Source organism: Streptomyces sp. NPDC005722 (assembly GCF_040630935.1).
GTDB lineage: Bacteria > Actinomycetota > Actinomycetes > Streptomycetales > Streptomycetaceae > Actinacidiphila.
In genome coordinates this window covers 1-22,609 of sequence record NZ_JBEXYN010000076.1, presented here as the reverse complement: position 1 = coordinate 22,609, position 22,609 = coordinate 1, and the positions used below count along the sequence as shown (strand labels likewise).

The following is a 22,609-nucleotide window of genomic DNA, read 5'->3' as shown; positions in this document are numbered from 1 at the left end:
GACGACCCGAAGCCCTTCGTCTGGACGAAAACCGCAGACGAAATCTTCGAACGCCTCGCCGGATATCTGAACCGAATCAACGACTCAGGACACTACCTCACAACCACGAAACCCCAGGTCACACACAACGTCTGAGATCTCTATCGAACCCGGAACGGTTCACCTGCGCGCGAGGGTGCATCCGCAGAACCAGCATCGTCACCAACGCTTCGGACACAGTCGGAGTCTTCGCCAGCTTGTCCCAGTCCACTCCCACCATGCCGAAACTCTACGGTCCGAGACGGCATGGACGGCGGAGTTTGTTCGGTTTATAACCACCCCGCAAACTCCGCCCGAGGGCAGCGCCTGAAAGGGCGACAGAGTGACTTGCCCGGGGCGGCATTGCGCCTCGACTCAGCCCATGCAGCCCCCGCGGTACGTCAGGCGCCTCAGACCGCCTTAAGAAGTCATCTCAATTGGCTGGTTCGGTAGGCTGCGGGCGTGGGGATCGTTGAGCGGCTGGTGCCGGATGAGTTGTGGGCTTTGTTCCAGCGGGTGGTGCCGCCTGCGCCGACGAGGCCGCAGGGCGGCGGCCGGCGACGGCACGGGGACCGGGAAGTGCTGGCAGCGATCGTGTTCGTGGCGACGTCGGGGTGCACGTGGCAACAGTTGCCCGCGCCATCGTTCGGACCGTCTGGAGCGACCGCCCATCGCAGGTTCACGGAATGGACCAAGGCTCGGGTGTGGGCAAAGCTGCACCGCCTGGTGCTCGACGAACTCGGCGCACGCGGTGAGCTGGACTGGAGCCGGTGCGCAATCGACTCGGTGAACATACGGGCCCTGAAAGGGGGGACCTGACAGGCCCGAATCCTGTCGACCGGGGCAAGAAAGGGTCGAAGATCCACTTGATCACCGAAGGCTCCGGTCTGCCCGTCTCCATCGGGATCTCGGGAGCGAACACCCACGACAGTCAGGCCTTGATCCCCCTGATCCGCGGCATACCGCCGATCCGCTCCCGCCGCGGACCACGCCGACGCAAGCCTTCCAAGCTCTACGCGGACAAAGCCTACGACTACGCTCACCTGCGACGATGGTTACGGCAACGAGGCATCGTCCACCGCATCGCCCGCAAGGGCGTCGAGTCCTCCGCACGCCTGGGTCGGCATCGCTGGAAGATCGAACGCACCATGGCCTGGCTCGCCGGATGCCGCCGGCTTCACCGCCGCTACGAACGCTCAGCCGACCACTTCCGGGCCTTCACCAGCATTGCCTGCACCCTCATCTGCTACCGCAGACTCACCAAATGAGACGACTTCTAAGGGTGCGGTGCACGCGCTTGGGAGGCGAGGTGTCGTAGCGGGGGACCGTGACGTCAGGGAGGTCGCCGGCCCGGATGCGTTCTGCTGCGTCCTGGACGGCGTACTCAAGGTCGTCGACGGTCTCGTATCCCGCGATGTACAGGTGAAGGTAATACGCCTGGTAGGTGCCGACTGGTCGCAGCCGGAACGGGCCGGCGGCACACGCGGTCACTCCGTACGCAGCCCGTCCGCCCGCATCAACCGCCACAACGCCGGAAGACTCAGCACCGTCACCACCAGCACCGCCGCCGCACCGATCCCCGCGTACGGCAGGAACACCCACCAGTCCCGCACCGGCTTCGCCACGACGCCCAGCATCGCCCTGCCCAGCACCAGCCCGCCCGCGATCGCCACGACCGTACCCGCCAGCACCGGCACCGCCGTCTGCCACAACACCGACCACAACACCGACCACGCCAGCGTCCTGCGCCGCGTACCGAACGCCACCAGCACCGACAGCAGACGCCGCCGCTCCCTCAACTGCTCGACCAGCGCCACCAGCATCCCCGCCGCGATCAGCACCACCGTCAGCGTCCCCCCGACCCGCAGACCGGTCTGCACGCTCGAGTACTGCCGGTCACGCTGCACGTTCACCGCCCCGGACACCCGCAACGTCGGATCCACCCTCGCCGCGGCGTTGCGCAGCCGCTCCGCCGCGTCCGGGACACCGCGGTCGACCGCGACCGCCGCGGACGTCGACGCCTGCCGCAGCCGCTGCCCCGCCAGCGCCCCGGAAGTGGCCAGGATGCCGTCGTGGACCTCACCCAGCGGATCGCGCACCGCCACCACCTCGCGGGTCGACAGCGGTAGCGGTGTGCTCCCCGCTCGAGGGCAGGCGCGGATGGAGCGATCGGCGTGAGCACGTCTCGCCGGTGAGGTCTCTGCATCGATGCCGGGCAGGAGCCGGACCATGCGGGAGGGTGTGGATTCTGCGGGATTGAGAGTCGCGATGGCAGGGCCTGCACTGTGACGGTGTGGTCACCTCGGCGAGGTGGTCGGACCACTCGGGCGAGGTGCAGGCAGAGTAAACGGACGACTATCGTCCCCTTGTGGTACTTTCACGGAAAGGGACGATACCCGTCCGCTTAGTGGGCGCCCTGTGTGGGCGTCGTAGATACAAGGAGGTCGATCATGAGTGATCGAGAGGACATCATTCGCAGGCTGGACGCGCTTGAGAGCGTCGAGAGCATCAAGAAGCTCAAGGCCCGCTACTTCCGTTTCGTGGACGAGAAGAAGCACGATGAGCTGGCCGCGCTGTTCACACCTGACGCCGAGCTCGTGACCGGCGGGATCACCTGGAAGTCGCCGCAGGAGTTCGCGTACACGGTTCGTGATCTCACCGGTGCCGCACCGTCCGTGCACCACGGACACATGCCGGAGATAGAGATCACCGGGCCTGACACGGCCCGCGGGATCTGGTCGATGCAGGACCTGCTGACCTTCCCGGCTGGGAAGGACGCCCCGGAGGGGCACAACGGTTATGGGCAGTACCGCGAGTCCTACCGCAGGGTCGACGGGGAGTGGCTGATCGATTCGCTGCTGCTGACCCGGCTGCGGATGGACCCGCTGGAGAACTGGACGCCGGATGCCGCGTGAATCCAACGCTGCGCCTGAAGCCCGCGCGGATGCGCGTCGTAACCGGCGCCTACTGATCACCGCGGCGCAAGAGGCCATCGCCTCCCGCGGGCTCGATGTCTCGGCTCTGGACATCGCCAAAGCGGCTGGTGTGGGCGTTGGCACGTTGTACCGGCGGTTCGGCACCAAGGAAGCGCTGCTCGACGCCGTGGTGCTCAGCCTCTACGACGAGCTGTGCGATGCCGCGCAGGTATGTATGGAACGCGCGGACCCATGGGACGGCCTGGCTGAGTTCGTGATGGAACTGGCGGGGGCGCACCGGGACAGCCTCGGACTGGCCGAGGTGACAGCGGCATGCGCAGTGCCGCCCTCGCCTGAGCTCGCGGAGCGGACCGCCGCCCTGCAGGACGCGGTCATCCGGCTGACTGAACGAGTGCGCGCAGCCGGCGCTCTACGCGAGGACGTGACCTGGCAAGACATCATGATCTGCTCGCGTGCGTCACTGGACACCGACCACAGTCTTGGCGTCGATGCAGGACCCAACGGATGGCGACGCGTCATCACGCTACTGCTCGACGGGATGCGTGCCCCGGGACGCACACCCCTCGAGGGACCAGGACCGCAAATCCGCGCCTGGTAGGAAGCCCTTCCGCATGCGATCCGCACCGGCACTATGGCTGGTCGCTTGTGACATGAAGGCGCGGCAGCAACCATTTTTTCCTCCCGAGATACTGCTTCATCTTCCGGCCGCGGACCGATGCGCCCGACTCCTAAGGGGCGCATCGGTCCGCATCGCAAATCGGCCCCTTTGAGCCGTACGTCAGACGCAGTCTCGTGGATTGGCTGATTTACCGTCGTGCCGGTTGAGCTCCGCCGTGAGCTCTCGTCGGAAGGTGGTGCATGGGCTCAGAAGGCGGGATTGACACCCGTGCGTTGCGGGTTCGCCAGATGGGCGGCCAGCAAGCTCGCGGGCCAACTGGCATGGGGCGCCTTCTCCGGACTCCTCAGAGCCTGCTGGACCACTGTGTCCCCGAGTGCGGTCTCGATGCCCATCCTTGGGAACAGTTTGAGCAGCGAAGCCAGCGGCTCCTCATCCTGGGCGACGGGATCGATGGTGCCGAAGTCGGACATGACAGCGAGCCGGACGAGTCTGGGCAGTGTCCCCATGCGTTCCGCGATACCGGGAGAGGTGTGAAGGGCGATAGCTTCCCATACCTTTTGCCCCAGATGTTCGGGCCAGCCCTCGTGGCCTAGGAATGCCTTGGCTGCGTCCGCGCCCTCCACTTCGAAACGCTGGGGTCCGTCATAGGCCTCGGCTGTTCCCGCATCGTGGAACAGGCACGCGACAGCCAACGCTTCGCGCTGCTGGCCTTCGATGCCTTCCTTCCGGCCCAGATGGTCGGCCAGTAGCCAAACCCGCACGCTGTGGTTGAGGATCGCGGGCTGAAGTACAAAACGCACGTGACGGTAGGCGGACTCGCTAACTGCTCCCCCGAAAGAGACTTCCACCGTACCTCCGTGCCCGAGGGCTTTGATGACGACCGGTCCGGACAGCGACGATAGCGTCTTGAGGGTGGGCAGCCCCTGAGATCGAGGGCAGGTCTGGGCTCGCCTTGGAGATCGGGGCGCACGGGGTGATTCGGGGGCGTTCGGTCCTGGCGGCCAGCTGCTCGGGGCGGGTCTGCCGTTCAGGGTTGGAGGGTGGGTGTCCGGGGTGCGGTGCGGATCACGGTTACCGTCAGTACCGCGCCGACGACGAGCAGCGCGGCCATGACGTACAGCCCGTTGTTCACACTGCCGGTCTGTGTCTTGACCCATCCCAGTAGGAAGGGGCTGACGAATCCCCCGGACAGGCCGATCGAGTTGATCAGGGCGATTCCGCCGGCTCGCGCCTCCGGTGCCAGGTACCTGACCGGAATAGACAGCAGGACCGGCATCGCGCCGTAGACGGAGCAGGCGAGGAGCGCCAGCGAGATGATCGACAGCGCAAGGTTGGTCCCCGAGAACGACAGCAGGATCAGGCCGATCGCTCCCGTCGCGCACGCAATGGCCGCATGCCACCGTCGTTCACCGGTCTTGTCCGAGTGCCGAGAGAGAAGGAGCATCGAGACCGTGGCAGTGGCGAACGGGATGGTGGCCCATGCGCCGATCTCAGCGGGCGTGGCGACACCCGCGTCCTTGAGCATCAGCGGCATCCAGAACGCGACCGCCTGGATACCGCACACGACGGTGAACCAGGCCAGTCCCATCACATAGACGTTGACGTCGCGAAGGGCGCGGCTGAAGCCGCGGGAGGTGCCCGACGATGCCGCCTCGAGACCATCCAGGACCTGGCGGCGTTCGTCGTCGCTCAGCCACTTTGCCGTCTTGGGGCCGTCGGGCAGGAGGAAGAAGAACACCACCCCCAGCAAGACGCTCGGTACGCCCTCGAGCAGGAACAGCCACTGCCAGCCGCCGAGGCTCGCGACTTCGTCCATGCCCTGGAGGATCCAGCCGTTGAGCGGTGAGCCGAGGGCGCCGGCAATCGGGCTGCCGCACAGGAAGAGCGCCATGACGCGAGCGCGTCTGTCGTTGGGGAACCAATAGGTGAGGAAGAGCATCACCCCGGGCGCGTAGCCGGCTTCGAAGGCGCCCAGCAAGAGACGCATGACGTAGAACTGGGTGGGCGTCTGCACGAACATCATGCAGGTGGAGGCCAGTCCCCACAGGACCATGATCCGCGAGAGGGTCAGCCTGGCTCCGATGCGCTTCATCCAGAGGTTGCTGGGGACCTCGCAGAGGAAGTAGGTGGCGAAGTACAGGCCGGCGCCGAGGCCGTACACCGCGGCGCTGAACCCGAGGTCCTCCTTCATCTGGAGCTGGGCGAACCCGATGTTGATGCGGTCGAGGTAGGCGAACACGTATCCCGCGAAGATCAGCGGGATGAGCCGCCATCCGATCTTGGAATACAGCGCGCTTGTGGTGTCGGAGACCGCGGAGGGCAAGGTGCCCTTGCCCAGGGATGGTTCGGTAGCAGTCACGGTTGCCTCCATTGGCAACGTCCGAGCGCCTTCAGAACCGCGATGGCGCACCTGGTCGAGTGATGTAGACGGTTGGCGGATCGCCGAGTTGACCCTTGCTCCGAAGCCGCGACGCCTCGACCGGGGGATCCTCGAATCAACGCTCGGGGCCGCCCCCACGGTGGATGAGCCGTTCTACGGACAGCTGTCCGCAGAAGTTTGTGCGGAGGGGGAAGTCGTGTCAAGCGGGTGACAGCCCATGGGTGTTCATGCGTAAAGCGGTGCCTGAGGGGTGCACTTGCGTGAGCCGCGGCGGCGCCACCCGGAGTGGAGGGCTGCAGGTGATTTCCCATCACGCTGGCACTGCCAGCCCGCAGTACGGACAGTTGTCCGCCAGAACATCTGAAGGTGACCGAACCGCGCACGGCGAGCCTGGGCACCTTGTGTGCCCAGGCCCAATGGGCAGTCAGGAGGCGGCGCGATGCCCAGCTCTCGATGCGGTGCGGAGTCGCCTGTGCGGCCAGCGGCTCGCGATGCTTCTCAGCTCGATCCGCTTCTGCTGCCGCACCTGCACCGGAACGCGGACCCGGCCGAACCTGTGCTCAGGTGAAAGCGGGCGCACCGAGTCGTACGGTAGATCCACCCTGCACCGTCGAGCCTGATCGCTTTGGGCATCCCGGGCCAAGTCCGCCGGCGGACTGCCTCGATCACTGCCGGGGCCGAGCGGAGATCAGTCCTGAGGCTTACCGCAACCAGCACGGCGTCGGCAGGCGCCTTCTGAGCGCGGATGAACTCGGGTTTGGCGAAGCCGACGAGTCCGATGCCTGCGTGCGAGTGCGTGTGAACGAGCTCTCACGGGTGCGGGCATCGAAGTGGGTGCGAGCTCACAGGCCGGCGCTGCCGGGTGCGCCGAGCGCCGAGCGGCCGTCGCTCTGCTCCTGGTTCCGCTGGGATCGGCGGCAGGGAGTGGGGGCGGCCACAGTGCCGGGGATGCGTACACGGCGCAGCCGAGGGCGCGGTATCTGCGAATCGGTAGGCATGACGGCTCCTGGTTGCTGGCGTGCTGGGTCACAACGAGTGCGGGCGCATGGCCGGACGTTGATGCGACCGTGCTTCTGGGGTGGCGGCGTTGCCGCGGTTCCGGGCGCGCACTTTAAAATATCAGGAATGATCGATCGGTAAAAAATGTGCCAACATGGTTCCCATGAGCAACTTCAACGATGAGATCGTGGCCGAGTTCCGGGCCAACGGTGGAGTGGTCGGCGGCCCATTCGAAGGCAGGTCCCTGCTGGTACTTCACACCGTGGGCCGGCGTACCGGGACCCCCCGGGTGAATCCCCTGGCATACACGACCGACGAAGACACCTATCTCCTGTGTGGCAGCAACAGTGGCGCTCCGAAGGACCCGGACTGGGTCGCCAACGCAGGAGCGATGACTGAGGTGACGCTGGAGGTCGGAACGCGGACGCTGAAAGCGATCCCTCGGGTCGTCACGTCCGATTCGCCGGACTGGGAGCGGCTCTACGAGCTGTGGATGGATCACCAGGCCGGCATGAGGGAGTACGCGAAGAAGACCAGCCGTAAGTTTCCGATCCTGGCGCTCGACCCGATCGACGATTAGCCCGATCGCCTGGTCGGTGAACCTCTCTCGGCGCTGAGCGTCGCGGTCCGGAAGCGTGAGAGGGTGTCCGCGACCGCTCTGTGCCGAACGGCCATGGACACCCCCACGACACTCCCGGTCCGGCAGCGAGAGTGGTACAGCGAAGGTGAATGCACAGGCAGGTGGCAGGCATTGGCGACGCCGAGAGGGGTCTGAAACGGCTGACCTGCCGACCGCGGTCGTCTCCCGGGTTCCCGGCAGGAGTCTACGCACCGCCCTGCTGGCCACTCAGCGGAGCACGGTTGTGACCGTGCTGGGTCCGACCCTTGCGGCATCCGGCCGGCGGGGCACGTCGGGTGGGTTGCCCCTGGCGAGGTTTTCGCTGATGAGGAGCGCAGTCGATCCATCGCGAACGTGAGATTTGACGTGACCGACAGCGCCTCGGTGGCCGGTATGCGTGACGTGGTGGCAACTCCCACCCGATGAGGCGGCCGTTGTGATGGTAGAGAGCCGCTGGTGGACCGCGCCGGTACCGGGTTCCACCTGCTGGTGGCGCTCCGGGTGAGGGCCGCAGCGCCGTCCGGTACCTGACGGCCCGGCGGGCCTGCCGCGGTGAAACGGGGCAGGCCCTATGCGTCGCGCCAGCCGCCGTCGACCCGGAGGGTCGCGCCGGTGATGTAGGCCGAGACCGGACTCGCAAGGAAAGCGACGATGTCGGCGTACTCGGACGGGCGGCCGACCAGACCGACGTCGTTCGGCGCCAGTGCTGCGACCAGCGGAGGCTCGATCTCCTCCCAGGTCTGCCCCCATCCCTGCTCCCTGCCGAGTTCAATCAACTGATTCTCGTTGCCTGCAGTGAGGATGCCGCCCGCTGCCACCGCGTTCGATGTGACGCCGGAGTGCTCCAACTCGCGCGCGAGAGACTTGGCGAGCGTGTTGCGCGCCCCGTTGGTTGCCGCGTAGTGGGGTTGACTCGCCTTGGGGAGTTCGCCGGTGACACTGCTGATCTGGACGATTCTGCCCCAGCCGCGCTCGCGCATCCCGGGGACGAGGCGCTGAATCATCCGGACACTCGACAGGACATTGGTGTTGTAGAGCGCGGCCCAGTCCTGTGCCGTTGTGGTGGTCCATCCGAGATGGGGTTCGTAGGCGCCGGCGTTGTTCACAAGGATGTCGACGGGGGCGTCACCCAGGGCGGCGTGAACCGCGTCCGCTCCCGCGTCGGTCCCGAGGTCGCCGATCGCGACGGAAGCCTCACCTCCCTTCTCCCGGACAGCCTCAGCCACGGCCGCTGCCCTCATCTCGTCTCGTCCGTGGATGACCACCGCGGCGCCTTCCGCCGCCAGGTGCTTGGCGATCGCCTCGCCGAGGCCACTGCTCGATCCCGTCACCAATGCCCGCTTGCCGCTCAGGTGCAGGTCCATCCGCCGCTCCGTTCCGTGGTTTCCGGCCGCCCGTTCCGCAGGCCGAGGCGTGAGAAGGCATGCGTCATCGAAGGGCATGCCGGCGACCAAAATTATCGACCGCACGTTCCATAATGGGTATGGGGGGCTCGACTGTCAAAGGGCGGCGAACCGCCGTGCAGCCAACAGTCGCGAAGCGATATGCGATCTCGCCACGTTGCCACGGCGCCAACTGCCGCGCCCTGCACGGCAGCCTCGACTCTGCCGCAGCACGCTCCCGTCACCCCCCGGGGTGGCCAAGCGACGCTGGCCTGGGCTGTGCCCGAGCCTCCGATTCCTGCGGGACCAGGCGCCGAATGTACGTAAGAAGACTCCTGCCGCCGGCCTGGTGCGACTGAGCCGGCCCGCTGCCTCGCCCGGCCGTGCCGCAGCGGTCGCTAGGAGTGTTCCGGGTCGCGAGCCGGGAGGGGTGTGAGGAAGCTGCCCGCTCGAGCCCCGACCGCCGTGCTCCGCCATGGCGCTCCTCCGGCGGACGCCGGGCGACACTGGCAGGATGCGGGTCCGCGTGGATGGCCCCGGCGCACGCATGAGGAAACGCTGCGGTTGCCGGTGTGTCGGTGTGCCTCTGTGTCCGTGTGTGGGGAGCACAGGGAAGGCGATCGGTCGCCGTAGCTGTGCGTTACGGACCATGGAACTCATCCGGAGGTGGAGGTGACTGGCCTCACGTCGTCGGTCAGCAGCCGGGGGACTCGAACCGCGGGAGAGGCGTAGTACGCTCGTTTTGAGCCAGGGGCATGTGGATCTCGCCTAGGTGAGGCATGTTTCGAGCCAAATTATGGAACGAACGGTAGATATATTATTCTCCGTGACGTCATCACGCGACTGTTGGAGGAGTGTCAAATGAGCACTGTGGGTAACGGCGCCGCGCTGCAGCGCCTTCTCGACATCGAGGAGATCAAGAAGCTCAAGGCCCGGTACTTCCGGTTCCACGACACCAAGAAGTGGGACGACTTCGCCAAGGTGTTCAGCCCGGACGTCCAGATCGAGATCGACGGGACGGTGCTCACCGACGCGGGCGCCATGGTCAAGGCAGCCAGCGCATGGGTGGGGGAGGCCGAGACCGTCCACCGTGGCTTCATGCCCGAGATCGAGATCACCGGCCCCGACACCGCCACGGGCATCTGGAGCATGGCCGACTACCTCGTGTGGCCCGAGAACGGCGACCTGCCGCAGGGCATGCGCGGCTACGGGTACTACCACGAGGAGTACCGGAAGATCGGCGGCGAGTGGCTGATCAGCCGCGTGAGGATTGAGCGACTGCGGGTCGAGTTCCGCGAGGGCGGCGTGCCTGCCGTCGCTTGATCCCTCTCGACCATGCACCGGAACCGCATGTAACGCACGGCAGCTGCGTGATGCGCGCGGGCTCTGTGGTGTGAGGTTCAAAGCAGAACGACGGCGGCGCCAGGGGTTCGCGTGGCGGGGAGAAACAGGCCTCGTCGCGACCGCCCCTGCGGGGCGGGGCGCCGCCGTCCATGCATCAACTCCTGCCCAAGGACCCGGAAAAGCGGCTCGGCAGCGGGCCCAGTCCTCATTTGAGCGATGCACACCACCGACCGGCGGATGCCCTCCCAGCGACTGCTCATCCTCCACCTCGAGAGGCCGAAGTCGCGACCTAAGTGGGAGCCGCAAGCGGCAACTGGCATCTCGACCCGCGGGGTGACCGGGGACGTGCACTTGGGTACGGCGACGAACCACCCCGACCAGCGAAACCGACAGACCTCGACGACCGCCACAGGGCAGCTGCCTGCCTGGAGCCGTCCTCCACGCTGTCTGCCACCTTGGAGGGCCTGGTTCGACCGGCGCCCTCGAACGGCGGCAGGCTTCAGCTCCGCATCTGACGCCTCACGGCGTCGGACGTTCACGCGACCGAAACGGCATTGCTGCCTCGTCAGCCGGCGCAGCCGGGCCCGACGGGAAATACCCAACAAGCACCGGAGAGGCATCCAACCTCGAACCGGAACAACTCCAACGCCTCTGACCGGGCCACTGGAGATCTTCCGTGTCGCACCGACCCGGTTGCGCAGGACCTCGTACCTGACAGCCAACGGGGAGTCCTGCCCCTGCACCCCATGGGGCGGACCAGGCGGCGCCTCGACCGAACGCGGAATCCCAATCCGCATCACCACAGAACCACTTCGCCGTCCTCTCGCCGCGTGAGGTCCGGTCCACACCCTCCTGCGCGGCACGTTTGGACATCTCATGGCCCATGTCGACACTCAGCCGGACAAGCGTCGGCTCATCCTCCTTCTCATATCGGCAGCTCAGCTGATCGTCGTCTTCAACGACGCGATCATGAATGTCGCCCTGCCCTCTGCCCAGGCCGACCTCCACATCTCCGACGGCGGCCGCCAATGGGTGATCACCGCCTACACCCTGGCGTTCGGAGGTCTCCTGCTGCTGGGCGGCCGTCTGGGAGACATGTTCGGCCGTAAGCGGATCTTCGTCACCGGTCTCATCGGCTTCGTCGTGGCGTCCGCCTTCGGCGGGGCCGCAACCGCCACCTGGATGCTCCTCAGCGCCCGGGCCCTGCAGGGCGTTTTCGGCGCCCTGCTCGCCCCGGCCGCCCTGTCGTTGATCTCGCTGACCTTCCCCGACGGCAAGGAACGAGCCAAAGCCTTCGGGGTCTTCGCCTCCGTCGTCATCACCGGAGGCGCAGCGGGACTGCTCGCAGGCGGGCTCCTGACCGAGTACCTCAGCTGGCGCTGGGCACTGCTCATCAACATCCCCCTCGCCGTGATCCCCGTACTCGGCGCGCTGGCATACATACACGACCACGCCGAGGACGACCGCAGCACACGGCTGGACATCCCCGGCTCCGTGTTGGCCACTGCCGGCATCGTCGCACTGGTTTACGGCTTCACGCTGGCCGAGAGCCACGGCTGGGGCGACGGCACCACGCTCGGCTCGCTCGCTGTGGCCGTGGTTTTGCTGGCCGCGTTCGCCCTGGTGCAAGCCCGTACCCGAGATCCCCTGCTGCCCATCCGGATCCTGACTGACCGCAACCGCCTCGGCGCCTACCTCTCGGCCGCCCTGTCACTGCTCAGCGCGTTCGGCGTCATCCTGTTCCTGACCTACTATCTGCAGACGGTCAAGGGATACTCCGCGGCGCAGACCGGGCTGGCATTCCTGCCGATGGCCATCGCTCAAATCATCGGCGCAGCCCAGATCGCCGCCCGTCTGATGACCCGCATCCGGCCCAGGATGCTTATGACCATCGGGTATCTCCTCGCCGCCGCTTCCGTCCTCCTGCTCGTCCCGCTCGACACCGGCAGCTCCTACAGCTTGGTGCTGTTCTCCGAGATCGGCGTCGGCCTCGGTCTCGGTCTCGCCCTCATGCCGGCCACCAGCCTTGCCACCCACGGCATCGGCCCGCGGGACTCCGGCGTGGCCTCTGCAATGATCAACATCTCGCAGCAGGTCGGCGGATCCATCGGCACGGCCCTGCTCAACACCGTTGCGACCAGTACCACTGCCGCCTACATGGTCGCCCACCACACCGGGCAGCAGAGCACCGCGCTGGTCCACGGCTACCGCGTCGGCTACCTGTGGGCTACGGGGTTCCTCCTGGCAGCCGGACTGGTCTCCCTTTTGCTGATCAACGCCGGGCGCCCCGAGGCCGACGCTGAACTCGCGGCCGGCGAGGAGGCAATGGCCCCCGCGTGACCGCATGCCCCGACCCCTCCCCGGCGCAGCCGTGCAAGCCCGACGGGCGCCAAGAGGACGCGCCGGGTGATGCCGGAAGGGTGTTCCTGCGGTGCCACCGCACTTGACGCCGCGGCACCTGGCGGCCGTTGACTCCAGGCCTGGGCTCACCCTCCCACCCTGGCCGGCTGCGCTCGAGCGGACAGCGACGTCGAACTCGAGCGCAGCCACTCCAGGTATCATTACTCAACGTTCGTTCCATAATGTAGGGTGTGAAAGGCCGAAGAGCCGCGCACCAGCCACTACGAAGCGGCCGCCCTCATGTGCGGCGCACGCTCGTGGACATGTTTTTCCCAGGAGGTCTGACCGGTGAACGACGCGATCAGGGGCACAGCGATTGGAGCCGCGCCCGTACCCGTGTCGGTGCTCGACTTGGTTCCCGTGGGTAGCGGCACCACCGCCGCCGAGGCGCTGCACAGCAGCATCGAACTCAGCCGGATTGCCGACCACCGTGGCTACCACCGGTACTGGATAGCCGAACACCATTCGGCGCCGAGCGTCGCATCGACCTCGCCGGCCGTGATCCTCTCGCACCTCGCAGCGCACACCCAGCGCATCCGGCTCGGTTCCGGCGGTGTGATGCTGCCCAACCATGCGCCCCTGGTCATCGCCGAACAGTTCGGTCTCCTGGAGGCGCTCGTTCCCGGCCGCGTCGATCTCGGACTCGGCCGTGCGCCCGGCACCGACGGGGCGACCGCTGCCGCACTGCGCCGCAGCGACCAGATGAACCAGGGTGCCGACGACTTTCCCCAGCAACTCCAAGAGCTCGTCCGCTTCCTGAACGACGACTTCCCCGCCGGCCACCCCTACTCCCGAGTCCACGCCATCCCCGGGCCGGTCCAGGGCCCCACGGGCCGACCCTCGGTCTGGCTGCTCGGCTCGTCCGGCTTCAGCGCACAGCTCGCCGGGACCCTGGGACTGCCCTTCGCCTTCGCCCACCACTTCTCAGCGCGGAACACCGACCAGGCGCTCGCGCTGTACCGGGAATCGTTCCGCCCCTCACCGCTCCTCCAGACCCCCTACGCACTCATCAGCGTGAACACGATGGCCGCCGACGATGAGCGAGAAGCCCGCCGCCAGGTCATGACCGGCGCCCTCGCGATGATCCAGCTGCACACCGGCCGACTCGGCCTGCTTCCGTCGCCCGAGGAAGCAGAGGCGTACCGCTACACCAAAGCGGAGCGGGAGTTCGCGGAGACCTGGATCGCCGACATCGTCTACGGCACCGCGGATGCGGTCCGCAGCGGTCTGGACGCACTGCAAAAGCGCACCGGAGCCGATGAACTGATGCTCACCACCCTCATGAGCCACAGCAATCCGGCGCGGTTGCGTAACTACGAGCTCATCGCGGACGCCTACGGTTTCCCGCAGGACTGAAACAGCGCCGCCAGCCCGCAGCGCCGGACCAAGTACGACCAGGGCGCCGCAGTGGCGGGTCCGGCGGCCACCTTCCGGTATCCGACACGGCCGGCGACTGGTTTCACCGATCGCAGTGATGCGGTCCCCGGAACCACGGCCCACCCTGACCTCGTGATGCCGCTGACTGGAAGCGGCGCGTCGGCACCCTCCGTTGCAGGCATGCTCGGCGGTCAAGCACCTCGAGGCCACGACGGACTCTCACCGAAGCCACTGCGACCAGGCAGCTTCGGCAGCGGCCCCGTGCGCTGGTGACCGGCCTGCAGTCGGCCGCAGGCGCAGTCTTCCGCAGGGAAAGACCACCCCTCCAGAGAGAAGAAGAGGATCATGCACGTCGAAATCTGGTCCGACATTTCCTGCTCGTGGTGCTTCATAGGCAAGGCCCGGTTCGAGAAGGCGCTTGCCGCGTTCCCGCACCGAGACGCCGTCCAGGTGGTGCACCGCTCCTTCGAGCTCGATCCCCGCCTGACCCACACCCGCTCGACGACCGGGGTGGCTCACGCCAGGAAGTACGGCATGACTCCCTCACAAGCCCGGGCCGCCGAGGAGTACCTCGCCGCCATCGCGAGGAACGAAGGGCTCGGGTACCTCGTCGATTTCCGCGATCACGGCAACACCTTCGACCTGCACCGACTGCTGCACCTGGCCGCGGCCCACGGGGTTCAGGACGAGCTGCTGACCTTGTTCTACGAAGGAAACTTTGCCTCGCAGCGCAGCATCTACGACTCCGAGTACCAAGTGGAACTTGCTGTCCGTGCCGGACTCGATGAGGCCGAGGTCCGGCGTGTGCTGGCAGACAAGCGTGCCTACGCCAGGCAGGTACGCAGGGACGAGACCGAGGCCGCACAAGTGGGCATCACCGGTGTGCCCTTCCTCGTGATCGACCGCAAGTACGCAGTCTCCGGCGCCCAGCCGGCCGAGTCATTCAGGGACGTGCTGCGACGGGCATGGGCCGACCGCGGACCCGAACTGACGATCTTCGGCGCGGCCGACCAAGCCGGGTGCGACGCGGACGGAGCCTGCGACGTGCCACGCAGTGCACGTACCGACGGAACCACCTCGTAGGTCGTAGAGGCATGTACCCATGTGTCAGCGCGGCACCCGGGCGACGTCGCACCGTCCGGTGCCACATCCCCATGTGCCTCGACGGTGTAGGCGAGAACACGCCGCTCACCCCCGCTGGTCCTCCTGCCGCTGCACGGTCGGCCAGCCGGATTCTCTGATTCTTCCCGCGACGATCCACGGAAACCGAGGGCGCCCTGCCCCGCCACCTCCGCTGCGTCGCGCGGCTCCCATACACAGTCCGTTTCAGCACCCAAGGTGGATGCTCGTATGTCTCAAACCGCCGAACGCCCCCGAGACCCGCGGCGCTGGAAAGCGCTGGCGTTCATTTCCCTGGCTCAGTTGATGGTCTCGCTCGATGCCACGATCGTGAACATCGCCCTGCCCGACGCTCAGCATGCCCTCGGAATCTCCGACGCCAACCGGCAGTGGGTCATCACCGCATACGCGCTCGCGTTCGGTGGTCTGCTGCTTTTCGGCGGTCGCATCGCCGACAAGTGGGGCCGCAGACCGGCATTTCTTGTCGGGCTCATCGGATTCGGTGTTGCCTCCGCGGTTGGCGGTCTCGCCACCAACGAGGCCATGCTGCTGGGCTCCCGCGCACTTCAAGGCGCCTTCGGCGCCCTGCTCGCCCCCGCCGCCCTCTCGCTGCTCGCGGTAACCTTCGATGACGTCAAGGAGCGGGCCAAGGCCTTCGGTGTTTTCGGTGCCATCACAGGTGCCGGCGGCGCGGTGGGACTGTTGCTCGGCGGGGTCCTCACGGAGTACCTGAACTGGCGTTGGACCTTCTTCGTCAGCATCCCGCTCGCGATCATCGCCGCGGTGGGCGCCTACTTCACGATCCACGAGCCCGAGGGCGGCCGCGACCGCTCCCCGCTGGACATCCCCGGCGTCGTGCTGTCCACCCTTGGCCTGGTCGCACTGGTGTACGGCTTCACTCGCGCCGAAGCAACGGGCTGGTCCGCCCCCTCCACGATTTGGCTGTTCGTCGCCTCGGCTGTCCTGCTGGCGGTGTTCGTCTTCATCGAGTCCAAGGTCAAGAACCCGTTGCTGCCCCTCCGGGTGATCACCGAACGCAACCGCAGCGGGGCCTTCGCCTCCCTGGGCCTTGCCACCGTCGGTCTCTTCGGTGCTTTCCTATTCCTCACTTACTACCTGCAGGTCGTGCAGGGATACTCGGCGATCAAGACGGGTTTCGCGTTTCTACCCCTCGCCGTGTCGTTCAGTGTGGGGGCGACACAGATCGGTGCCAGGCTCGCCACCAGGCTGCCGGCCCGCCTGGCGATGGCACCCGGGTTCGCTGTCGCCGCCATCGGCATGATCTTCCTGACCCGACTCGAGGTCGGTCCGTCCTACGCGGACGCGATCCTGCCGGGCCTGGTGCTTCTGGGCCTCGGCATGGGCGCGGGGTTCATGCCGGCCATGTCACTGGCCACGCACGGTGTCCAGCCTCGGGACGCGGGGGTCGCCTCTGCAATGGCCAACACATCCCAGCAGGTGGGTGGCGCAATCGGAACGGCGCTGCTGAACACCCTGGCCGCCTCCGCCACCACCACCTACCTCGCCAGCCACACCGCCACCACCAAACTGGCCAAAGCGCAGTCCCTGATCCATGGCTACACCCATGCCATCTGGTGGGCGGTCGCTATCGAGGCGATGGCGGCACTGATCGCACTCACCTTCATCAACGCCGGTCGCCCCGGCTCCATCGAGGTAGCCGCCAGCGCTGACGAAGACGTACAACTCCCCACCGCCCTCCACTGACCCTCCCAACCCCGCCCAACGCCAGACCGGCGCTGACCACCACGGTCAGCGCCGGTCCCGCGCGAGATCGGGCGCGTGCCCGCGGGCGAACGGACTCCTCGCCAACCCAGCACGCACAGTGACGCCGACAGAAGCATTGTGGCTCGGCGCGCCGGCACCTGCGGGTGGTCCGTGTGGTGGCCCATTTCGTGTTCGGGATGGGGTTGCTCTCGTCGGCGCCTCGTCTGGAGGGTGCTGCGGCGCCTGGACGAGGGTTTGCGCGCGGCCGGTGTAGGCGGGACGTGCAAGGTCCCGGCGGGCGCCGCCGCGATCGCTGAGTATGTGGTTCGCCGCTTGCCTGGTAAAGCGGCTGGACTGGACGCACCGGTGCTGGCGACCGGGATTCCCATGGAGTTCCGCTGCGGAGGACGTTGACCGCCGGCTGTGCCCAGCCGTGTACCGAGACCGGAGCGCAGCCAGCTGTTGATGCGGCCATCACCCGGATGGCTGTCGTGCCCAGCTCCGTTGACCAACAAGGCGGCCTGTGCCGCGTGGCTGCCTTCCCGCTACGGCCGAGGCCGATTTTGGGGGACCCGCCACACGAACGACCCCTGCACACGAAGCTGTCTGAGACGAGGCGTCATCCTGCGCAGTACGGGCACGTCTTGCCGTACAACCTCAGTCGTGTGCCGAGCGCAACCGGAAGCGATGGCGTTGCGCCTTCATGCGGTTGCCGCATGTGGCCATAGAACACCAGCGGCCGGTGTTGGCGGGGCTTCGGTCCAGAAGGAACAGCGTGCATTCGGGATTGGCGCACGCCCGCAAGCGCCCAGGTGCAGAACAGCTCAGGTCGCCCCAGGCAAGGACGGCCTCCACCGCCAGGCGGTGGTCATCATCCACGACCAGGTCCCACTGCAGCCCATCTTGATCAAAACGTGGTTCCTGGCGTACCCCTGCAATCACCCCAGCCAGAGCTGAGGGTGTCGCCCGCCCGCGGACGACCTCTTCAAGCAGTTGCCGAGCTCGGCGGACGGCCTCAAGCTCGGCCGATGATCCACGCCCCCCGTGACGGCGTAGCCAGCGGCGTCCTTCTGCGGGCGTGCCCAACTCGTCCCGGACGTCTTTCCTGACCGGGGGACGACTGTTCAACAAAGCCAGCAGGAGGCGCTCGCGTTCCATCATGGACCGCCGATCAGGGTCGAGTTGATTGCCATGCTGGAGCATGTGGCGCGGCGGTGCGCACGCCTTCCCCGGTGGCGGGCTGATGCGCTCTCCTCTGGGGCAGTTGGAGATGTTTCGGCGTACGAAGGGGTGCGCACGGGTACCGATCTGCGCTGTATAGGCGCGTTACAGCGGTTGCGCAAGGAAGTGATGGCCCGGCGGACGAGCCAGGCGAGACGCCTGTTGCTCGTGACTGGTGGGCAGCAGCGAGAACAGGCGTCCGAATCGCGTGGCGGGCCGGTGTCGTCGCTCAACTCCGAGCGACGGCACCGGCCCGGCCGCCTTCCCTTAGGCCTTCACAGCCTACCATTTTATGGAATGAACGGTAGGTCAACTATTGAGCGCTGTGGACGCGATGTCTGCCAGGTGTTGCAGGGCGTAGGGCCTCAGCACGGCGGGCCGGTGCGGTTGCCGGCAGGCACGTTGGTGGTGACAGGGAGCCGCGATGACGATCAGGAACACTGGACCGGCTCCGGTGTGCCGCTGTCACTTCAGCAGCGAGGTGGCGTCGCCCATTACAATCACGGGGTGGAGCGCCGGATTGAGGGTGCGCAGCAGTTCCTTCATGTGGTTCTTCGCCACGGTGACACAGCCGTGGGTGGGGCCACTGTGGTCGACGTGGAGCCATATGTCGCCGCCCTTGGCTTCGCCTTCCGGCCGTGTGCTGTTCAGGGGGGTGGTGCCCTTGACCCGGTTGTAGTTGATGGCCACGACGTAGTCGAAGGATCCGGCCAGGGGCTCGCCGTCGAAACCGGTGCCGCTGATGACGAAGGAGGGCGACCTGTCATACGGGAGCTTGGTGCCAGGGTTGGCGAGCCGGCCGCCTGCGTCAGTCAAAGAGAAGACGCCTATCGGCGAGTGGAGGTCGCCGGCGTGGTGATTGTCGGTCCAGCCCTTGAGCGCATTGTGCGCGGGCCACTTGGTACCGGCCTGCCAGCCCGAGAGGGTGCGCTGGTAGATCACGAGGTGGGCTCGAGAAGAGTTCTTGGCGTCTCCTGTGACGAGGACGACCTGCTTTGTTTTGCCGGGTATACGGGCCAGAGTCAGGGGGCCAAGTCCGGGCAGTTGCTCAGTGGTGCCAGGGGGAGGGGTCGCAGCGGCGGTCGAGGCAATGGCCGTCTGCAAGGTGTCGCCAGGTACGGGCCGCGAACTGTTGACCTGGACGCCGGCTTGCAGATCCTCCGTAGGCTCTGCACCAGTTGTTCCACAACCGGTGACCGTCGCCGCGACGACGAGGGCGATGACCGACAGTGGCACGCGCCCCGCGCATTGGGACATGGCTACCGGCAACTGATACCGAGCAGAGGATGCGCGGCGGCGTCCGGCGCGGCCGCGCTGAGATGCAGAGACCATCATGAGCCTGGCTTTCGCTTGAGGTTATCTGTAGCGGGCGGCGTACCTGGGTGGGCCGTGTGCCAACACGGGCCACCCAGGGATCTGCGATACGCCAGCGCCGTTCGGAAGGACCTTCCGGGGTCGTTACCGCTTACGGCCGTTCGATCAAAGTTGGGTTGGCGATCATGGCGCCCTCGATGATCGGTCGGATCTGCGCCCAGGAGCTGTCGCCGCCTCTTGTCGACCAGGCTTCCGACGCGTCCATGCCGTGCGGGAGGTGCAGGCCGACGAAGCCGGCTTCCCGCAGCGCCTCGACCAGGACATCTGGCAGCCGGCTCTGCAGGCAGCCTTGGGGTTCAAGGTTGCGACGCAGGACGGGTACGGAGTGCCCGGTACGGTGGCTCACCAGGCGGTGCGGCTGAGCCACGAGCTGATGCGGCCGGCTACGTCACGCCACCGCGGTTCGAGGATCAGGCTGTGGGCCCGGTCGGGTAGGAAGAGATAGTCGGCGCCGAAGTGTGCCGCGTGCTTGCGTACCAGCGGCGCGGGGGACACGATGTCCTGGCCGCCGGCGATCATGAGTGTGGGTCCGCTGACTCGGGTCCGGTCGAGCTCGATGGCCGCTCCGCGCTGGGCGGCTTCCCACACAGCTTTCGGTGACTCGTTGGGCATCAAGTCGTAGTAGCGGCGCGCGTCCTCCTGCGAGCATCCGGCGAGGAACCACTCAACCGCCATCTCGTAGGGCATGGGCGGGAACGGCACCGACCAGTCCACCGGCAGAGGTATCGCTTCCCCCTTGCTGTCCGTACAGGGCACCGGAGCGAGCAGCACCTGAGCCAGTACCGGGTGGTCCTCGGAATACTTCTGCGCCACCGCCGCGCCCATGCTGTGTGCCACCAGCACGGGTGCCTGATCAAGGTGGGACACGACGATGTCCAGTTCCCTGGTGGCGTCCAGCATGCTCCGTTGGACGAACTCCTCGGTGGGGAGTTCGTGTGATCCCGTGTGGTTGAACCAGCTGAACGAGTAGCAGTGACGGCCCTGGTCGGCAAAGTAGGGCAGCCAGTTCTCCCACAGCCAGCTGCCGTGGCTGCCACCGTGCACGAACACCATGGGGGGTGCTGTGGCCGGGCCTTCGGGTGCGACGTGTTCCACGAATACCCCGTTGACCAGATACTGCTCGGTCTTCACTTCATACCTCTGTGTCGGATGGGTTGGATCCCGCGTTGCTTCGGCATATGGAGCCGGCGCGGTGCATCAGGAGTGCGGACGGTTGTCGCCCGCTTCCTGCAATGGGCAGCAGGCGGATCAGGGCCGGTCTCACGGCAGCGGCCTGGTGACTTCTGTGTGCCTCGCTCGATGACATCGGCGGCTCAGCGCCCGGGCAGGGCATTCGTGACCTGCCGTGGACTTGCTGCGGAGTCCGAGTCGGGGGATCGCACAGGCCTGCCCGTCGCTTGTTGCCGCTGCCGAGCCCCTGATGTGGCGGCCCCGATGGCAAGCCCGACGAGGGGCGTCGGGCTTGCCGTATTCCTGGCTGCCTGGGCGGCGGCTCGCCTAGCGGCCGCGCAACTGGCAGCGCGGGCGGGCGAGGTGAACGGGTGCGATCTGCCGTAGTTGGCCGGCGGACACCCGTTGCCTTAGGTGACGGTCAGACCATGAGGCTGACGCGGTCGTTCACGCCGAGAAGTGTCTTGCCGTATACCTCCAGGCCGACGGCAGGGACCAGTCCGGCGTGGCGGGCTGCGGTGTTGGCGTCGCGCCAGATGCGCTGGAGGGGGCTGGTCTCGGCGAAGGCAGAGGCACCGTGGGCGTTAAGCAGGGCGCTGATCGCCTGGAGGATCTCCTGGGCCGCATAGCCGGCCCGGGCCCTGACATGGGTGCGCGTCTCGTAGCTGAGGGGGCCCACTGCTGCTGCCGCGTCCACTTCGTCGGCTGCGCGGTAGATGTGCAGCCGGGCCGTCTCGATCCTCAGCGCGGCCTCGGCGATCTGCGTCTGGACGCCCACGGAGTCCGCCTGCCGCCCGTGGACGGTGAACGACAGCGGCTTGGACGCGGTCGCGCCCACCACGGAGTCGAGCGCGGCCCGGCCGAGGCCAAGCAGCGGGCCGGCCAGGCAGAGTACGAGCATGGGTCCGAACGACGCTCCGTACAGCGGCTCATCGCGAGGCGATCGCGGGTAGACGCCTTCGGCGGCAGCCGGGACTGACAGGACCCGGTGCTCAGGTACGAAGACGTCGTAGGCGTTCAGGGTGTTGCTGGCGGTGCCCCGCATACCCGTGGTGTGCCAGGTGTCCTCGATGATGAGTTCGGACGCCGGGATCAGCACCAGGGCATGGTCGACGACCTCGCCCTGCTCGTCCTTGAGGAGCGCGCCGACTGCTGCCCATGTGGCGTACGGGGCACCGGAGTTGTAGGACCAGCGGCCACTCACCCGCCATCCGCCGGGGACGCGTGCCCCGGTTCCGGTCGGTGCAGCCACGCCGGTCACCCGCGCGTTGGGGTCGGCGCCGAACACCTCTTCCTGCGCCTGGTCGGGGAAAAGGCAGGCGAGCCAGTTGGTCACGGAAATGATCATCCCGACCCAGGCTGCCGAGCCGTCGGCCTGACCCAGGGTTTCCGAAACCTCGATGAGGGTCCGCAGGTCGGTCTCGTAGCCGCCGTAGCGCTTGGGCGTCAGCAGCCGGAAGAAGCCGGCCTTGCTAAGGGCATCTATGACAGCAGGTGAGACGGCGCGGTCTGTGTCCCCCTGCGCCGCGTGTTCGCGCAGCAGCGGCTGAAGCGTGATTGCCAGCGACACCAGTTGTGCTGTCAAAGCGGCCTTGTCCTGCTCGCTGAGCGGCCCGTTTGCGTACGTGGTGCTGTCCATGCTTGTTGTCTTCTCCATTGCGTTTCGCAGGGGTGCAGCGGTGTGACCGCCGCGGTGCGCGGTGGGCACAACCGAAAGTGCGGTGCCGGCCTACCCTTGGCGCCTCCGTGGGTGAGAGGCGTTCAGTGGTGTCACACGTGACGCGTGCCCGCCGGCGGGCACGGAAGCGGTACGACTTCGGCCATGTGCGGCACTAGGTTCTGTTTCTTGGATCATGTGCGGAGCCAGATCACCAGGGCTGCGACGGTGACGGTTCCGAGGTAGGTGTAAGCGCGTTTGTCGTAGCG

Annotated in this window: 18 protein-coding genes; 9 read left to right on the top strand and 9 right to left on the bottom strand. The window is 66.9% G+C overall.

Translation table 11 applies throughout. The features are described 5' to 3' along the window. The first annotated feature begins 486 nt into the window (after nt 1-486). Nucleotides 487-1,286 (top strand): IS5 family transposase gene (locus ABZ479_RS40160; protein WP_500466203.1). Its coding sequence is split into 2 segments (ribosomal slippage): nt 487-825 and nt 828-1,286, totalling 798 coding nucleotides; the frame shifts between segments, so codons are not numbered across the junction. A 219-nt stretch (nt 1,287-1,505) separates the two neighbouring features. Here ABZ479_RS40160 and ABZ479_RS40155 read toward each other — a convergent pair. Beyond that, on the bottom strand, nt 1,506-2,117 hold the full coding sequence (locus tag ABZ479_RS40155; protein ID WP_500466201.1) for an FtsX-like permease family protein: 612 nt from the start codon (nt 2,115-2,117) through the stop codon (nt 1,506-1,508). 351 nt (nt 2,118-2,468) lie between these two features. Here ABZ479_RS40155 and ABZ479_RS40150 point away from each other — a divergent pair, with 351 nt between their 5' ends. Both ABZ479_RS40150 and ABZ479_RS40145 read left to right on the top strand, forming a co-directional pair. Continuing rightward, nucleotides 2,469-2,933, top strand: a complete 465-nt coding sequence (locus ABZ479_RS40150) for a nuclear transport factor 2 family protein (protein ID WP_500466200.1) — start codon at nt 2,469-2,471, stop codon at nt 2,931-2,933. After that, nucleotides 2,923-3,552: a TetR/AcrR family transcriptional regulator gene (locus tag ABZ479_RS40145; protein WP_500466199.1), complete on the top strand. Its 630-nt coding sequence runs from the start codon at nt 2,923-2,925 to the stop codon at nt 3,550-3,552. The genes ABZ479_RS40150 and ABZ479_RS40145 overlap by 11 nt, the downstream gene beginning before the upstream one ends. A gap of 266 nt (nt 3,553-3,818) precedes the next feature. On the opposite strand, the gene ABZ479_RS40140 is transcribed toward ABZ479_RS40145, so the two are convergent. Together ABZ479_RS40140 and ABZ479_RS40135 are read right to left on the bottom strand one after the other, a co-directional pair. Continuing rightward, complete coding sequence (locus tag ABZ479_RS40140; protein WP_500466198.1) at nt 3,819-4,421, bottom strand: HD domain-containing protein; 603 nt, start codon at nt 4,419-4,421, stop codon at nt 3,819-3,821. A 179-nt stretch (nt 4,422-4,600) separates the two neighbouring features. Next, nucleotides 4,601-5,932 carry an MFS transporter gene (locus ABZ479_RS40135; RefSeq protein WP_500466197.1) on the bottom strand — a complete coding sequence of 444 codons (1,332 nt, stop codon included), beginning with the start codon at nt 5,930-5,932 and terminating at the stop codon, nt 4,601-4,603. Between the two features lie 1,183 nt (nt 5,933-7,115). Here ABZ479_RS40135 and ABZ479_RS40130 point away from each other — a divergent pair. Continuing rightward, nucleotides 7,116-7,532 (top strand): nitroreductase/quinone reductase family protein, encoded by a 417-nt coding sequence (locus tag ABZ479_RS40130; protein ID WP_500466196.1) that lies wholly within the window; start codon nt 7,116-7,118, stop codon nt 7,530-7,532. Nucleotides 7,533-8,140: 608 nt separating this feature from the next. Here the strand turns inward: ABZ479_RS40130 and ABZ479_RS40125 are convergent. Next, entirely contained in the window at nt 8,141-8,935 is a 795-nt protein-coding gene (locus tag ABZ479_RS40125) for an SDR family NAD(P)-dependent oxidoreductase (protein ID WP_500466195.1), read from the bottom strand. Between the two features lie 879 nt (nt 8,936-9,814). Between ABZ479_RS40125 and ABZ479_RS40120 the strand changes: the two genes are divergently transcribed. From ABZ479_RS40120 to ABZ479_RS40100, 5 genes are all read left to right on the top strand, one after another. Further along, entirely contained in the window at nt 9,815-10,276 is a 462-nt protein-coding gene (locus tag ABZ479_RS40120) for a nuclear transport factor 2 family protein (protein WP_500466194.1), read from the top strand. An 897-nt stretch (nt 10,277-11,173) separates the two neighbouring features. Then, nucleotides 11,174-12,637 (top strand): DHA2 family efflux MFS transporter permease subunit, encoded by a 1,464-nt coding sequence (locus ABZ479_RS40115; protein ID WP_500466193.1) that lies wholly within the window; start codon nt 11,174-11,176, stop codon nt 12,635-12,637. Nucleotides 12,638-12,985: 348 nt separating this feature from the next. Continuing rightward, nucleotides 12,986-14,053: an LLM class flavin-dependent oxidoreductase gene (locus tag ABZ479_RS40110; RefSeq protein ID WP_500466192.1), complete on the top strand. Its 1,068-nt coding sequence runs from the start codon at nt 12,986-12,988 to the stop codon at nt 14,051-14,053. A gap of 366 nt (nt 14,054-14,419) precedes the next feature. Then, nucleotides 14,420-15,157, top strand: coding sequence for a DsbA family oxidoreductase (locus tag ABZ479_RS40105; RefSeq protein WP_500466191.1), 738 nt, complete (start codon nt 14,420-14,422; stop codon nt 15,155-15,157). A gap of 267 nt (nt 15,158-15,424) precedes the next feature. Beyond that, the gene (locus ABZ479_RS40100; protein WP_500466190.1) at nt 15,425-16,918 is read left to right on the top strand and encodes an MFS transporter; all 1,494 of its coding nucleotides are present in this window, start codon (nt 15,425-15,427) and stop codon (nt 16,916-16,918) included. A 657-nt stretch (nt 16,919-17,575) separates the two neighbouring features. Here ABZ479_RS40100 and ABZ479_RS40095 read toward each other — a convergent pair. The 5 genes from ABZ479_RS40095 to ABZ479_RS40075 form a co-directional block, all read right to left on the bottom strand. After that, entirely contained in the window at nt 17,576-18,076 is a 501-nt protein-coding gene (locus ABZ479_RS40095; RefSeq protein ID WP_500466202.1) for a CGNR zinc finger domain-containing protein, read from the bottom strand. Between the two features lie 528 nt (nt 18,077-18,604). Continuing rightward, nucleotides 18,605-19,375 (bottom strand): hypothetical protein, encoded by a 771-nt coding sequence (locus ABZ479_RS40090; RefSeq protein WP_500466189.1) that lies wholly within the window; start codon nt 19,373-19,375, stop codon nt 18,605-18,607. Between the two features lie 229 nt (nt 19,376-19,604). Then, nucleotides 19,605-19,880: a hypothetical protein gene (locus ABZ479_RS40085; protein ID WP_500466188.1), complete on the bottom strand. Its 276-nt coding sequence runs from the start codon at nt 19,878-19,880 to the stop codon at nt 19,605-19,607. Next, the gene (locus tag ABZ479_RS40080) at nt 19,856-20,644 is read right to left on the bottom strand and encodes an alpha/beta hydrolase (RefSeq protein WP_500466187.1); all 789 of its coding nucleotides are present in this window, start codon (nt 20,642-20,644) and stop codon (nt 19,856-19,858) included. The genes ABZ479_RS40085 and ABZ479_RS40080 overlap by 25 nt, the downstream gene beginning before the upstream one ends. A 460-nt stretch (nt 20,645-21,104) precedes the next feature. Continuing rightward, entirely contained in the window at nt 21,105-22,322 is a 1,218-nt protein-coding gene (locus ABZ479_RS40075) for an acyl-CoA dehydrogenase family protein (protein WP_500466186.1), read from the bottom strand. Between the last annotated feature and the right edge of the window lie 287 nt (nt 22,323-22,609).